The following is a 14,975-nucleotide window of genomic DNA, read 5'->3' as shown; positions in this document are numbered from 1 at the left end:
CATATCTCCTCTGGGGATGGCGATCGCCCGCAGGCGATCAGGTTCACTTCAATTCTTTGCGGATATAGCGCTCGAGCCTGGCACCGTAGGGCGGCTTGGCACCGAGCAGACCTGCGATGTCGAACCTGGGCTGGCGGTACACCGCCTTGGCGTGACTGAACTCGAGGAAGCCCTCGTGGCCGTGGTAGCGACCGATGCCGGAAGCTCCAACACCCCCGAGCGGCAACTCCTCCTGCATGACGTGGAACACCACGTCGTTGAGGGTCACCCCACCGGCTATGGTGCGCTCCAGCAGGCGACGCTCTTCTATCGCCTCCTCGCCGAAGTAGTACAGGCCGAGCGGTCGATCGCGACGGTTGATGAAGGCGATGGCATCGTCCAGAGTGTCGTAGCCAAGCACCGGGAGCAGTGGCCCGAAGATCTCGTTACGCATGATTGCGCTGTCCACCGGCGGGTTGCGCACCAGGTGGAAGGGCAGGATGCGTGACGCTTCGCCACCCTCCACGCCGACAGCACGCAGCACTTCTGCGCCTCGCTCGGCGGCATCGTCCAGGTAGCCCTGCAGGCGCGCGAAGTGGCGAGCGTCGATGATCGCGGTGTAGTCGGGATTGCCAGCGTAACGCGGGAAGATTGTCGCCGCCTTGTCCAGCAGCGCCCGTACCAGGCTTTCCTCGACGCCCCGCTGCACCAGGACATAGTCCGGCGCCAGGCAGATCTGTCCGGCATTGAGCAACTTGCCGAGGACGATACGCTCGGCGGCCCGCTCGATATCCGCCGAAGCGCTGACCACCACCGGCGACTTGCCGCCGAGCTCCAGGGTCACCGGCACCAGATTGTCTGCCGCGGCATGCATGACGTGACGGCCGACATTGCCGCCGCCAGTGAATACCAAGTGATCGAACGGCAGCGCGGAAAACGCGCTGCCGACCTCGATGCCACCGGTGAACACCGTCACTTCACTCCGGTCAAAGTACCTTCCTACCAGTTCGGCCAACAGCGCCGAGGTCGCCGGGGTCAGTTCGCTGGGCTTGATCATCGCCCTATTGCCGGCCGCCAGTACCCCGGCCAGCGGACCCAAGGTGAGATACACCGGGAAATTCCAGGGCGAAAGGATTCCGACCACACCCTTGGGCTGATACTCGACCCAGGCATCACCACCGAGCAACCGCAGAGGAAAGTCCAGGCTACGCCGGCTGGGCCGGCTCCAGCGCTTCAGGCGGCGGATAGCGTGACGCGCGTTGCGTAGGCTGTAGACGATGTCGGTCAGTTGCGATACATGTCGCGAGCGCTGGCCGAAGTCCTGGCTCATTGCATCGCACAGGGCATCGCAGTTCTCCTGCAACAACCGGATCAATCGCCGGAGGCGGTCGACCCGCTGGATATGGCTCACCGGCAGTTCGGAGAGAAATGCCTGGCGCTGGAGTTCCAGAGTCTGACGCAATTCGTCGGCAACGCCGGCGTCCATCGAAACGATGGCTGTCATATTCAATACACCTCGGCAGAGTCATGGGGACGGGTGGCGACGTCGACGCGCGTCTTCCATTCGGCCAGCAGCGGGAACTGCTCCAACAGCTCGCGCCCGGCGGCCACGTCGGTGATGCAGTGCAGTTGGCTGGCCACCGCGATATCGGCCAGAGTCAGTTGCTCGCCGACGCAGTAGCCATTGCGCTCGATTCGCACCTGCAGGGCCCCGAACAGGCGTCGCAGGTCGCTCAACACCTGCTCGCGACTCTTGCGACCGGTGCCCTGGTGACCAGCGACGGTGCGGGTCAGACGCGGCACCAGCCAGGGTGATAGAAAACGCACCAGGGCGTTGTCGTGCCGGGTCAGTTGGCGGCTCCAGTGATGGTTCTCATCCGGCCAGACGAAGCGCATAGTCATCTCGAAGAAGTACAGCGACTCGTCTGCCCAATCCTCCAGCAGCAGCACTTCGGCACGCAGCGCTGGGTTTTCGGGCAATAGTGCAGGTTGCGGCCGAAGCCGCTCGAGTTCCAGACAGATGTCGGTGGAGTCGTAAAGGCGCTGCCCAGCGTAGTCGAGGATCGGTACCTTGCCGGTCGGCACCAGCTTGCGCAATGCGCCCAGGCGCGCCACCTGCACCTCCTGGGTGGAGAACGCAATGCCCTTGTAGTGCAGCACGCGACGAACCTTGTCACAGAACGGCGAGATACCCATCTGGATCAATATGGCCTTGTCGTCGCTCATGCGCCCTGCTCCTGTCCATGGGTGGATGGCGCCTGGCGCGCCAGATAATCGGTAGCAAAGCGGATGAACCAGGAGAGGCTCTCCGGGTTCGCCACGCTGCCGAGGTTGACAGCGCTGTCAAGCGACTGCCCCAGCAGCAGCTTCTTCACCGGCAGTTCGAGACGCTTGCCGGACAGCGTCTTGGGTATATCCAACACCGCAAAGATATCGTTGGGCACATGGCGTGCGGTCAGGGCATGACGGATGCAATCGTTGATGCGCTGACGCAGTCCATCGTCCAGAACCACACCCGCCTTCAACACGATGAACAATGGCATGTAGGAAGGCTTGCCCAGGTACTCCAGATCCACCACAAGGCAGTCGAGCACCTCCGGCAGAACCTCCACGGCCCTGTACAGCTCGGCGGTTCCCATGCGGATTCCATGACGGTTGATCGTGGCGTCCGAGCGACCATAGATCACCGCACCGCCGCGCGGGGTGATACGCACCCAGTCGCCATGGCGCCAGGTACCGGGCCAGGTATCGAAATAACTGTCCAGGTAACGCTGATCGCCGGGGTCGTTCCAGAAGTACAGAGGCATCGATGGCATCGGCTGGGTACAGACCAGTTCACCGACCTCGTCGATCAATGCCTGCGCGTTGTCGTCGAAAGCCTGTACCGCAGCCCCCAATACCCGGCACTGCATTTCCCCAAGGTACACCGGCATGGTCGGGTTGCCCGCGATGAATGGCCCGGCCAAGTCGGTGCCACCGGACATCGGCGTCAGCCACAGGTCGGCGCCGACATGGTCATAGATCCACTGATAGCACTCCGGGGATAGCGGCGAACCGGTCGAGCCGATCGCACGCAGCGCCGACAAGTCGGCCTGCTCGCGCGGCTCGATGGCGGCCTTCAGGCAGGCAGCATAGTAGGCCGCACCGGCACCGAAGAAGGTCACCCCGGCCTGCCCGGCGAAACGCCACAATGCCCCCATGTCCGGGGTGCCCGGGTTGCCGTCGTACAGGCACAGGGTGCTGCCGACCAGCAGGCCGCTGACCTGGCAATTCCACATGATCCAGCTGGTGCTGGAATACCAGTGGTAGCGATCATCGGGGCCAAGGTCGTTGTGCAGGGCCAGCATCGCCGTCATCGCCAGAAGGATACCGCCGTGGCCGTGCACGATGGGCTTGGGCACCCCGGTGGTGCCCGATGAATAGACGATCCACAACGGATGCTCGAACGGCAGCCAGACCGTCTCCAGCTCCACCTCATCCGCCACCAGCTCGGCCCAGGGTAGCGCCGCCTGCAGAATCGCCGGCGGGTCGGCATCCACGTCTCCCAGCAACGAAACCTTCACGACCCATTCCAGACTCGGCAGGCCAGTCACCAATTCGACCAGTACATCCTGACGTGGGTAGCACCTGCCACCATAGCGGTAGCCGTCGCAAGCAATCAGCACCTTGGGCTCGATCTGACGGAAACGGTCGAGCACGCTGGCCGCCCCCATGTCTGGCGAACACAACGACCAGATCGCACCGATGCTGGCGCAGGCGAGGAAGGCGACCACACACTCCTCGCGGTTGGGCAGCCAGGCACCGACCCGGTCGCCTGGCCTCACGCCGCAACGTCGCAACGCCGAGGCCAGGGAAGCGACCTGGCGCTCCAGCTCGCGCCAGCTCAGGGTACGCAATGCGCCACCTTCGTCGCCGACTATCAGCGCAGGCTGTTCGCCTCGGGCCTGGTGGAACACCTGGCGGGCATAGTTGACCCGGGTGCCTGGGAACCACTGCGCCCCCGGCATGCACCGCTCCGCCAACGTGACGCTCGGTTCATCGGGCGAATGGATCTCGAAGTAATCCCAGATACTGCGCCAGAACGCCTCGATATCGCTGGTCGACCATTCCCACAGTGCCTGGTAGTCGTCGAAGGTGCACCCCTGGCGCATCTCCACCCAGCGCTGATAGTGGCCAATGCGCGCCCGGGCACAGCGCTCCGCGTCCGGGCGCCAGATCGGCAGAGGAGGCTCGTTTGCAATACTCATGGACGGCATGGCTCCTGATTATTGTTGTTATGCTCCGGGGCTGTCCGGTCAATGCCGGAACTCCCCGCCTATTCGGCGCGTCCCTGCGCCCGCTGATCGTTATCGGCCGGTCGGCCACTATCATGTGGCCGACCTTCGTTCAGCTCGCTGCGCCGTGGAAGCGTCCCCCCCCCTCGGCGAACTCGATCAACCAGGGCGAGGGTTCGAAACGCGGCCCCCATTCATCCGCCAGTTCCTGGCATTGCCTGACGAACTCCGCACTGCCCAGAGTATCGATGTAGGACAGTACTCCGCCGGTCCAGGAGGGGTAGCCGATACCGAGGATCGAGCCGATATCGGCATCGGCGGCGCGGGGCACAACGCCCTCTTCGTGGCAACGTGCGGACTCCAGGGCCATGATGGTCAGGAAGCGTCGCTTGAGCACCTCAAGCGACGGCTGCTGCGCATCCACCGGGAAGTGTTCGGCCAACCCTGGCCACAGATACTTGGCGCCCTGCGCGGGGTATCCGTAGAAGCCGCCACCGCCACGGCGGCCAGGGCGCTTGAGCGTGTCGGTCATGCGTTCGAGCACCGGTCGGCCGACCCGCAACCGATAGCGCTCGGGCAGTTCGTCGAGATCCTGGTTGCGCAGAATGCCCAGCATCAACGACATCGATACTTCATCCGCTACTGCCAGCGGGCCAGCCGGGAAGCCCGCCTGGCGTGCGGCGTTTTCCACCAGCGCCGGGGCGACACCGTCGAGCAGCATGCGCATGCCTTCGTGGAGGAAATTCATGATGACCCGACTGGTGAAGAAGCCAGGCGAATCGTGCACCAGGATCGGCGTCTTGCGCAGTTGCTCGATGAAATCCAAGGCACCCGCGATGGTCTCTTCGCTGGTGCGCTCACCGACGATGACTTCGACCAGCGGCATCTTTTCCACTGGCGAGAAGAAGTGCAGGCCGATGAACTGCTCCGGCCGCCGTGAAGACCCGGCCAGGCTGGTGATCGGTAGGGTCGAGGTGTTGGAGGCGAAAATGCCCTCAGTCGCCATGCGCTCCTCAGCCCTGGCTGTCACATCGGCCTTGATCGCCCGATCCTCGAAGACCGCCTCGACGACCAGATCGGCGCCATCCAGCGCCGCATAGTCGTCGGTGGCATGCACCCTCGCCAGCAGCCCATCGACTTTTTCCTGAGTGTTTTTGCCCTTCTGCACGTCTTTGGCCAGCAGCGAAGCGATCCCCGCCTTGCCACGCTCGGCCTGCTCCCGCGTAGCATCGATCAGCACCACCTCGATGCCGGCTGCCGCCGCGACACTGGCGATGCCCGCGCCCATCATGCCTGCGCCAAGCACCCCGAGTTTGCGCACCTTGCGCTTGGCGAAGCCCTGTGGACGGGCCGCCAGCTTGTCGGCGGCATTCTTGTTGACGAACAGCGTACGGATCAGGTTGCGCGCCACCGCACCGGACAGCAGCTTGCCGAAATACTTGGACTCGATACGCAGGCCAACGTCCATTCCCACCTGGGTGCCTTCGTAGACCGCCGAGAGGATCGCCAGTGGCGCCGGATAGTTGCCCTGGCTCGTGGCGGAAATCTGTGCGGTACCGAAGGAGAAACTTTGCCCGGCATGGGCGGCCAGCGGGCCGGCTCCGCCTGGTACGCCGAACCCCTTGCGATCCCAGGGCTGACTGGCGCCTGGCGCCCCTAGGAGCCATTGGCGGGCACGCTCGACGACCTGGTCGACCGCTGCCAGCTCGTGCACTATGCCGACCTTGAGTGCCTCGGCTGGCTTCAGCGGCCGTCCCTGCAGCAGAATCGGCAGAGCCGCAGCGATGCCGATCAAGCGTGGCAGGCGCTGGGTTCCACCAGCTCCGGGCAGCAGCCCGACGTTGACTTCCGGCAGACCAACCACCGCTTTGGGGTCGTCGGCCAGAACGCGATAATGACAGGCCAGCGCCAGTTCCAGGCCTCCGCCCAGCGCCAGGCCGTTGAGCGCCGCTGCCACCGGCTTGCCGCCGCTCTCCAGACGCCGCAGCAGCCCCGACAGCTTTGCCGAGAATTCCTCGCCCTGCGTAGCGTCGATACCGCGCTCGAATGCACCGACCAGATCCTTGAGGTCGGCCCCCGCAATGAACGAGCCAGCCTTCCCGGAAGTGAAGATCGCGCCCTTGATCGCGGCGTCTCCGAGGATACGCTCCACGGCAGCCGTCAGATCGGCGGAGAACTCATCGGTAAATACGTTCATCGGACGTCCGGGGACGTCGATGGTGATCAGCGCGATACCCTGCTCGTCGATTTCAAGATTCAGTGTCGTCATGGGATGTAGGTCCATAGCAAAGGGGGGCTCACACGCGCTCGATGATCACGGCGGTGGCCATGCCGGCACCGATGCACAGAGTAACCAGAGCGGTGGACTGGCCACGACGCTCCAGCTCGTCCAAGGCCGTGCCGACCAGCATCGAACCGGTCGCGCCCAGAGGGTGGCCAAGGGCGATGGCACCACCATTGACGTTGATCCGGTCATGGGACACGCCGAGCTTCTCCATGAAATGCAGCACCACTGAGGCGAACGCTTCGTTGACTTCGAACAGATCGATGTCCCCGGGTGTCATTCCAGCCCGCTCCAGCACCTTCTGTGCCGCCTGAACCGGCCCGGTCAACATGATGGTCGGCTCGGAGCCGACCGAGGCGAAAGCGCGCACCCGCGCCCGAGGCGTCACGCCATTGCGCTCACCAAAAGCCTCGCTGCCGACCAGAACGGCGGCTGCGCCGTCGACGATGCCGCTTGAATTACCAGCAGTGTGTACATGACGGATCGACTCGACCTGTGGATAACGGCGCAAAGCCACGGCATCGAAGCCTCCGCGCCCCATTGCCTCGAAGGCGGGCTTGAGTGCGGCCAGGTCGGAGGCCGTGGTGGCCGGACGCAGATACTCGTCGCGAGCCAGTACGATGTTGCCGATTACGTCACGCACTGGCGCGATGGAGGCGACGAACCGCTCCTCATCCCAAGCGCGGGCAGCCCGCCGCTGGCTTTCCAGGGCGAAGGCATCCACGTCCTCGCGCGAGTGCCCATCCAGCGTGGCGATCAGGTCGGCGCTGATACCCTGGGGAATGAAGCTGACCTTGTGTGCGAATGCCGGATCCATCGCCCAGGCGCCACCATCAGAGCCCAGCGGCACCCGCGACATCGACTCCACGCCGCCGGCTACGATGCCCTGGATCTGTCCCGACATCACCTGAGCGGACGCCAGGTTGAAGGCCTCCAGCCCGGAACCGCAGAAGCGGTTGACCTGAACCCCGGCAATCCGCTCGTCATAACCGGCATTCAGCGCGGCCAGGCGCGGCAACACGGAACCCTGCTCGCCCACCGGCGAAACGATACCAAAGATGACGTCATCGACCAGCGCGGCATCGAACCGCGTACGTTCGGCCAGGGCCGCGAGCACCTGGGTGCCCAACTGCAGCGGCGTTATCTCGTTGAGGGAGCCATCCGCGCGGCCCTTGCCGCGCGGCGTGCGAACGTGGTCATAAATATATGCATGAGGCACGGTTTGATTCTCGCTTTCGGTAGGTGACAGCCAACCTGGAGAGGAAGGACTCTAACTCAAGACATATCATATACAACGAATAATGTACTGTACCATACTTGTTTGCTGCTATATAGTCAAACCAGGTACCGTCCGCAGCGGACGGCCTCTCGATACATGACTCGCATAGGTTTTCTGCGCGTCTCGAATTCGAACAAGAAACAGGAAGGTGACCAAACGTGACGATCAATCCCGTGGCCCAGATAGAGGCTCCCGTTGTGCGCAAGGAACTCTACAAGCACGCGCTCGCAAACAAGGTCGTAGTGATCTCAGGCGGCTCCTCCGGCATAGGCCTGGGCATCGCCTGCCATCTTGGCCGCTTCGGCGCCAGAGTCGTGATCCTGGGGCGCAAGCCGGAGAAACTGGAACAGGCGGCCAGGGCCATTGCCGACGCCGGAGGCAGTTGCGCCGGCTACTCGCTCGATGTGCGGGACAGCGAACTGCTCGGCGCCGTACTCGAGGACATCCATGCCCGCTTCGGCGTCATCGATCTGGTGGTGGCGGCTGCCGCCGGAAATTTCTTCACGCCTGCCGAACGCCTCACCCCTAACGGTTTCAAGACCGTGATCGACATCGACCTGATCGGCACTTTCAACCTGTTCTCCCTGGCTCTGCCACTGCTGAACAAACCCGGCGCGTCGCTGATCGCCATCTCCGCCCCCCAGGCGCAGCGCGCGATGCCACTCCAGGCCCACGCCTGCACTGCCAAGGCAGGTATCGACATGCTGGTCAAGTGCCTAGCGCTCGAGTGGGGCGTCCACGGAGTGCGCGTCAATGCTGTGTCGCCCGGCCCCATAGCCGGCACCGAAGGCCTGGCCCGCCTGTCCGCCTCGCCGGAGATCGAAGGCCAGGTACTGCGCAACACCGCCTTGCGCCGTTTCGGCGAGCCCGATCACATCGCCAAGGCGGTGGCCTTTCTTGCTAGCGACGATGCCGAATACGTCACCGGCACCATCCTCGACTGCGACGGCGGCATGCGCCTCGGCAACCTGGACCTTCTATGAACATGACACCTGCGATCCTGATCGAGGAATCCCTCGACAACCGTCTGCTCACCGCAACGTTCAACCGACCGGATAAGGCCAACTCCATCGACCGAGAGATGGCCAACGCCCTTCAGGCACTGGCAGAGCGCGTCGAACAATCGCCACATATCGACGCGGTAATTTTCACCGGCTCCGGCCGGATATTCTGCGCGGGCGGTGACATCTCGGCCTTCGGCCAAGCCCTGCGCCAGTCACCCGGTGCGCTTCCTGAACTACTCAACGAACTGGCCACAACCGTGCATGGCGCACTGCTACGACTGGTCGAGGCCGGGCCATTGCTGGTCGGAGCGATCAACGGCCCCGCCACCGGCGCCGGCATGGCCCTGGCTTGCGCCTGCGACATCGCCTATGCACGTCCCGGTGCCGTCCTGCGCGCCGGCTTCTCGCGCCTGGGGTTGTCGCCGGATAGCGGTTCGACCCATTTTCTACCGCGCGCCATCGGCTACAAGCGGGCCCTCGAATTCCTGCTCTCCGGCGCCCCCATGAGCGCCCTACAGGCCCATGAATTTGGCATCTATAGCGAATTGCTCGACCTCGACCAGGACGCCTTTTCCGACGAAGTGCACAATCGCACGCTGCAACTGATTGCCTCGGGAGCGGCTGTGCGTGCCACCCGAAACCTTTTGCGCGCGAGCCCGGACACACCTCTGGAGCAGCAACTCGACGTGGAAAGAAAACGTCTGGTCGACCTGGCTGGCACCCCAGACGTGATCGCCGGAATCGGGCGCCTGCTCGGCGGCGCAGGCAGCGGTCAGTGATCCCGGCGGAGAAGACATCATGATTCGATCCTTCCTGTTCGTTCCCGCCGACAGCGAGCGCAAGCTCACCAGATCGCTCGACTCGCAGGCCGATGCACTGATCCTCGATCTGGAGGATTCGGTGATGCCCGAGAACAAGCCAACCGCCCGCATCCTGATGCGCCAGCACCTGGATAGGCTCGACGATCACAGCCGCTGGTGGGTACGGGTCAACAGCCTGTCCTCAGGGGAGCTGCTGCATGATCTGATCGCCACGGTACCGGCCCGGCCGGCCGGCATCCTGCTGCCAAAGATCGAAGGCCCCGAAGACATCGGCACCGTCAATCACTATCTGGATGCCCTGGAAATCGAGCACGGCATCGACCCCGGCTCGACGCGCATCGCCGTGGTGGTGACCGAGACGCCCGCCGTGGTGCTACGCCTGGGCGAACTGGTCAAGTGCCACTACCCACGCGTACGCGCGATTATGTGGGGGGCAGAGGATCTCAGCGCCGCCCTGCAGGCCGGCGACCCCCGTACACCCAAAGGTGACTGGAGACCCACCTACGAGCTTGCCCGCTCCCAGTCCCTACTGCTGGCGTATGCCTGGGGCGTAGAGGCAATCGACACCCTCTACGTTGACTTCCGTGATGCCGAAGGCCTGGAACGGCACTGCATCGATTCCCGCCGCGACGGCTTCACCGGACGGATCGCCATCCATCCCGACCAGGTGGAGACGATCAACCGCTCCTACAGCCCGAGCGAGGCGGAGATCGCCCTGGCCCGTCGCATCGTGGAAGCCTTTACCACGGGCAAGGGCGTGGTCGCTATCGACGGCAAGATGTACGACATCCCCCACCTCAAGGCCGCCAGCCAGCTACTCGCCAGCTACAGAGCCTGATCGACCAGGCCCGGGAGATCACTCCCGGGCCTGATCCTCACACCCGAAATACGGCGATCAGATTCCTCAACCGGACAACCAGTTCGCACAATTCCCGACTCGCCTGTGCGGCCTGCTCGGCGTCCAACGCCGTTCGCGCACCGGCCTGATCGATCTCGACGATGTTCAGATCCATCCCCTGAGCTACCTCCCTCTGCTGCTCGGCAGCATCGGCGATCTGCTGATTCTGCTCAACGATGATGCCCACCGCCCCCAGGATATTCTCCAATCCTTTGCGCACCCTGTCCGCCTCCGTTACGGCCCCATCCATCAGAAGGTGGCTTGCCTCCAGTGCCTTCACCGTGACATCGACACCTTTCTGCAGACACTCGATCATCGCCTCGATCTCTTCCGTGGAAGATTGGGTTCGCCTCGCCAAACCACGCACCTCATCGGCCACCACGGCAAAACCGCGCCCCTGCTCCCCGGCACGCGCCGCCTCGATCGCCGCATTGAGCGCCAATAGATTGGTCTGTTCGGCAATACCCTTGATCACATCCAGTACACGGCTGATTGCCGCGCTATCGCCGGCCAACCGATGGATAGCGACCACCGATCCGTCTATTTCTTCAGCCAGCCCCCGGATGCTGTCGACCTGAGCCTCAACCTGGGAACGCCCCATGGCACTCTCCCGATCGGCCCCCAGGGCGCTTTCTGCCGCCAATGCAGAGCTATGGGCCACATCGCGGGCACTGGCGGACATCTGCCCCATGGCCGACGCTACCCGCCCGATGCGTTCACGTTGCTCGACGACAGCCTGACTGCTGTTGCCAGAAACACGCTCAACCTGATCGGCTTGACGCTCGACCTCGGACAAAGTGCCATCGACGCGCAGAATCAGATCGCGGATCCGCTCCACCGTCCCGTTGAAGGCCCGCCCCAGTTCACCCAGTTCGTCACGCCCCAGTGCCGGGACCGCGGCCGTCATGTCTCCCCCCGCTACTCGCTCCATCGCTTGGCCGAGTTCGTTCAAAGTGGCGCGCATGGAGGCATAGAAAGCGCCATAGAGATAGACTACCGCAACGAATACCAGCAGAAGCACCAGCGCCAGCAGGATCATCCGCCCCTGACTGTCACTCAGGCGCTCTTGCAACTGCCCCCTGAGAAATACCAGCACCCTCTCGTTGAGCCCATGGGTCGCGTCCATCGAGGCGCTGGCCCGCTGGTAGAAATCCAGCCATGGCATCTCGAAGGTGCTCGAGGTGACTACGGCGTCCTCGAAAAGGGTAATCCCGTCCCGAAGGCCGGCTCGGCTGGTCGCCGCACGCTCGGACAAGGCCAAGCCGGCCGCAGCACTGCTACCTAGCGCCTCATCAACAGCCAAACCGTACTCCCCTTCCAGCTTCTCCAGGCGCAGCAACAGCTCATCCATTCGACGGCTAGTCGAAGAATTCAAGATCTTCAATCCCAGGGAGTAGCTGCCCATGACTCGTCCCTCACTCAACGTCCCCGTCACAACCGATGTGCCACGAAGCACCAGATCGATCAGTCGCCGGACATCTTCCTGGCGGTCGAGCCCCAGGCCTCCAGCAGCAACTGCCACCCTGATCAGCAACCGGGACTCCTCGAGCAACTGACGAACCTTGCCAAGCCGTCCTTGCATCGCGGGGTCGTGCTCGACGGCCTGCAGCCCGGCGGATATTCCGGAGCATTTCTGTTCGAATTCAAGCGCATCCGGCTGCGCCCGGCAGAGTCGCTGCAACGCCGCGGCGACCTCGTCATGGGCAGCGGCAATACGCGTATTCAAACCACCGGCCTGATCCACCAGGGCGATCGTCATCCCGATCTCCATCAGATCGGCATAGTTCTCCAAGTCACGGCGCAGCGACAACGATCCGTCGACCAGGTCGAGACCGTCGAGCGCCACCTGGGCCGCGACGAACTGACGGTAAACGTCTCTGACCAGATAGAAGTTGGTCGCCAGCATGGGCAGGAAGAACAGCAGGCTGACCAGGCCGAACTTCATGCCCAGGCTTAGGCGGTTCATCAATACAATGGCAGGACGTAGCAGGCTTCCCATATGAGCTCCCCCTGAACCCGATGGCAGTCGCCCACCAGGCTGTGCCCGGCAGGAGCCATCAGGCAATGATCATTCGGCCAGCCGTCACCACAGCAATGCTCTGCTGCCCCGGGGCCGTATCCACCTGACGAAAACGATTAGAGCGTCGCCATGCCGTCCAGAGCCACCACGGTCTTACCCAGGTAGTACTCCACCCCGGCCGGTACCGAACCGGCATCCCGACCGAGAAGACGGGGTCGAATGAAGAGGTAATGTCTCTGCAGTTCGTCGAGCTCCCTCTCTTTATCCGGCAACTGCATCATCAATTGGCCGAAATGATCGATGACACGGAGGTCGAGGCGCTTCGGAGTATCTTCATCGACCTCCATGAAATAGACGGCCAGCGATCCGAAGGCACGGATCTGGTACATCAGCAGGATGCGGCTGATGTCCAGGCTCTGCTCGTGCAGCATCCGCATTGCGGGGGGCACGCTCAGCGCCGCATAGCGATCGGCAAGCCTCGCATCCAGAAGCGCCTGAGCCTGCAGAGCCGGAATCACCCAGCGTGGCTTGAGCAAGCGGTTGGCGTTCTCGTTGCGCTCCAGCATGCCCACCTGCTCTCTCATCTGCCTCACCGGCTCCTGGAGCTCGACATCTCCAGAGCGAGCAACTAGCTCGGACAGGCGAGCCATGCCTGCCCTGTACGCATCCAGATTGCGGGAGTCCCCCCCGTATCCTCCCGAACTGTGATACAGCAGCAGGTTGCTGCATGTCGTGAACGCAAGGCTTCGGATCGTATGCAACTCATTGGCGAGGGCTCGATCGTCCGCCTGGGCGCCAGGCATGAATGAAAGCGATAGCAGCAACAGCAGGAATCGGAACATGGCTTGGCATTCTTTTGTTGTTATTGGCGGAATTGACCTGGATGCTGGAATGGTTCGGCGAACCGGCAGCCATGCCATCCATGCGCATCAAGTATGCATACAATATAGTATTGATGCATACTTAACTACTGATTATCATCTTTGCTACCCCGCCCTGCCAGTGCAGCGTCCTCCGGATGACCGGAGCGGGATATCCTCAACGGGCACAACAAAAAAGGAGCCACCCATGGCTGCATTCGATCAACCCTCCATCCGGCAGATCTTCAACGGCCTCTCTGCAGACGAAAGCGAGATCCTGACCCAGGCGGATCGCTTCGCCCAGAACGAACTCTATCCCCTGGCCCAGCGAATGGATGACGAAGAATGGTGGCCCGAAGAGGCCTTCGCGAAACTGGCGGAAATCGGTTACCTAGGTGTCACCGCTCCCACCGCCTATGGCGGTGCCGGCATGGATGTGTTTACCAGCGGATTGATCGTCCAGGCGTTCTCGCGCTGGAATCACGCGTTGGCCCTGAGTTGGATCGTTCACGAGAACCTGTGCCTGAACAACATCTTGCGTAACGCCAACGAGCACCTGCAGCAGAAGTACCTACCCGCCATGTGCGCCGGCAAGAGCATCGGCGCTCTCGGCCTGACGGAGCCCGGCGCCGGCTCCGATGCACTCGGCTCGATGCGTACCACGGCACGCCGGGAAGGTGACTACTACTACCTGAACGGCAACAAGATCTTCATCACCAACGGCCCCGTGGCCGACGTCCTTCTGGTCTACGCCAAGACCGACAAGGAGCGTGGCACCCAGGGCATCTCCGCCTTTATCGTCGAAAAGGACTTCCCAGGCTTCGCCATCGCACAGAAGCTGACCAAGATGGGTTTCCGAGGCAGCCAGACTGCCGAACTGGTATTCAATGAATGCCGAGTGCCGGCAGAGAATCTGGTTGGCGAAGAGAATCGTGGCGTCAAGGTACTGATGTCCGGCCTGGATCTGGAGCGAGCGGTAATCGCCCCCATCTGCCTGGGTATCGCCGAGCGAGCCCTGCAGCTATCGGTCGACTATGCCAAACAGCGCCAACAGTTTGGCCGCCCCATCGCCGACTTCCAGATGGTGCAGTCGATGCTTGCGGAGATGTACGTCTGGGTCGAGTCGATCCGCCTCTTCACCTACCAGGTACTGCGCGCCGCCAGCGTGGCGGACGAAGAACAGGGAGGGCGCGGGGAAATCCACAAGATAACCGCCGCGGGAGTCATGCACGCTTCGGAAACCCTGAACAAGGTGCTCAATGCCGCGGTGCAGATACACGGCGGTAGCGGCTATATCTGGGAATCGGAAATCAACCGGCTGTACCGCTCGATCAAGCTGCTGGAGATCGGTGCCGGCACCACCGAAGTACGCAAGATGATCATCAGCAAGGAACTACTGGACGCCTGATCGCACTACCGGCCGCCTGACACGAATGCGCCTGGGCGGCCCTCCGACATGCATGACGGCAACGCCATGCGATCCACAGAAGCCGGGGGAAGCTCAGACGGCGTACCGCGACGAGCTGTTCCAGGACAGCCGAAGCTCGACATGAACG

11 protein-coding genes and 1 pseudogene are annotated in these 14,975 nt (G+C 63.0%); 4 read left to right on the top strand and 8 right to left on the bottom strand.

Going from position 1 to position 14,975, the window contains the following annotated elements; all coding sequences use genetic code 11:
- Positions 1-43: 43 nt before the first annotated feature.
- The 5 genes from M8R19_RS21715 to M8R19_RS21695 all read right to left on the bottom strand — a co-directional run bounded on the left by M8R19_RS21715 (position 44) and on the right by M8R19_RS21695 (position 7,756).
- Entirely contained in the window at positions 44-1,483 is a 1,440-nt protein-coding gene (locus tag M8R19_RS21715) for a coniferyl aldehyde dehydrogenase (protein ID WP_249918869.1), read from the bottom strand.
- 2 nt (positions 1,484-1,485) lie between these two features.
- Positions 1,486-2,205: a glutathione S-transferase family protein gene (locus M8R19_RS21710; RefSeq protein ID WP_249918868.1), complete on the bottom strand. Its 720-nt coding sequence runs from the start codon at positions 2,203-2,205 to the stop codon at positions 1,486-1,488.
- Positions 2,202-4,226 (bottom strand): acetoacetate--CoA ligase, encoded by a 2,025-nt coding sequence (locus M8R19_RS21705; protein ID WP_249918867.1) that lies wholly within the window; start codon positions 4,224-4,226, stop codon positions 2,202-2,204. The genes M8R19_RS21710 and M8R19_RS21705 overlap by 4 nt, the downstream gene beginning before the upstream one ends.
- Before the next feature lie 139 nt (positions 4,227-4,365).
- Complete coding sequence (locus M8R19_RS21700; protein ID WP_249918866.1) at positions 4,366-6,522, bottom strand: 3-hydroxyacyl-CoA dehydrogenase NAD-binding domain-containing protein; 2,157 nt, start codon at positions 6,520-6,522, stop codon at positions 4,366-4,368.
- Between the two features lie 28 nt (positions 6,523-6,550).
- Positions 6,551-7,756: an acetyl-CoA C-acetyltransferase gene (locus tag M8R19_RS21695; RefSeq protein WP_249918865.1), complete on the bottom strand. Its 1,206-nt coding sequence runs from the start codon at positions 7,754-7,756 to the stop codon at positions 6,551-6,553.
- 218 nt (positions 7,757-7,974) lie between these two features.
- On the opposite strand from M8R19_RS21695, the gene M8R19_RS21690 reads away from it, so the two are divergent.
- The 3 genes from M8R19_RS21690 to M8R19_RS21680 are packed head-to-tail and all read left to right on the top strand — an operon-like array spanning position 7,975 to position 10,479.
- Entirely contained in the window at positions 7,975-8,799 is an 825-nt protein-coding gene (locus M8R19_RS21690) for an SDR family oxidoreductase (protein ID WP_249918864.1), read from the top strand.
- Positions 8,796-9,599, top strand: coding sequence for an enoyl-CoA hydratase/isomerase family protein (locus M8R19_RS21685; RefSeq protein WP_249918863.1), 804 nt, complete (start codon positions 8,796-8,798; stop codon positions 9,597-9,599). Before M8R19_RS21690 ends, M8R19_RS21685 begins: the two co-directional genes overlap by 4 nt.
- A 19-nt stretch (positions 9,600-9,618) precedes the next feature.
- Positions 9,619-10,479, top strand: coding sequence for an HpcH/HpaI aldolase/citrate lyase family protein (locus tag M8R19_RS21680; protein ID WP_249918862.1), 861 nt, complete (start codon positions 9,619-9,621; stop codon positions 10,477-10,479).
- A gap of 37 nt (positions 10,480-10,516) precedes the next feature.
- Here the strand turns inward: M8R19_RS21680 and M8R19_RS33500 are convergent, their stop codons facing one another.
- From M8R19_RS33500 to M8R19_RS21670, 3 genes and pseudogenes are all read right to left on the bottom strand, one after another.
- Positions 10,517-11,221: a methyl-accepting chemotaxis protein gene (locus M8R19_RS33500; protein WP_502943070.1), complete on the bottom strand. Its 705-nt coding sequence runs from the start codon at positions 11,219-11,221 to the stop codon at positions 10,517-10,519.
- Positions 11,222-11,371: 150 nt separating this feature from the next.
- Positions 11,372-11,503, bottom strand: a pseudogene (locus tag M8R19_RS33495) (HAMP domain-containing protein); the annotation flags it as partial.
- Between the two features lie 1,172 nt (positions 11,504-12,675).
- A complete protein-coding gene (locus tag M8R19_RS21670) occupies positions 12,676-13,401 on the bottom strand; it encodes a hypothetical protein (protein ID WP_249918860.1) in 726 nt (241 codons plus the stop codon).
- A gap of 226 nt (positions 13,402-13,627) precedes the next feature.
- Here M8R19_RS21670 and M8R19_RS21665 point away from each other — a divergent pair, with 226 nt between their 5' ends.
- The gene (locus M8R19_RS21665) at positions 13,628-14,827 is read left to right on the top strand and encodes an acyl-CoA dehydrogenase family protein (protein WP_249918859.1); all 1,200 of its coding nucleotides are present in this window, start codon (positions 13,628-13,630) and stop codon (positions 14,825-14,827) included.
- Positions 14,828-14,975 lie beyond the last annotated feature (148 nt).

It is taken from the genome of Pseudomonas sp. R3.Fl (assembly GCF_023516765.1).
Classification (GTDB): Bacteria; Pseudomonadota; Gammaproteobacteria; order Pseudomonadales; family Pseudomonadaceae; genus Pseudomonas; species Pseudomonas citronellolis.
The sequence above is the reverse complement of the archived record's forward strand: the minus strand, read 5'-3'. Positions and strand labels throughout refer to the sequence as shown.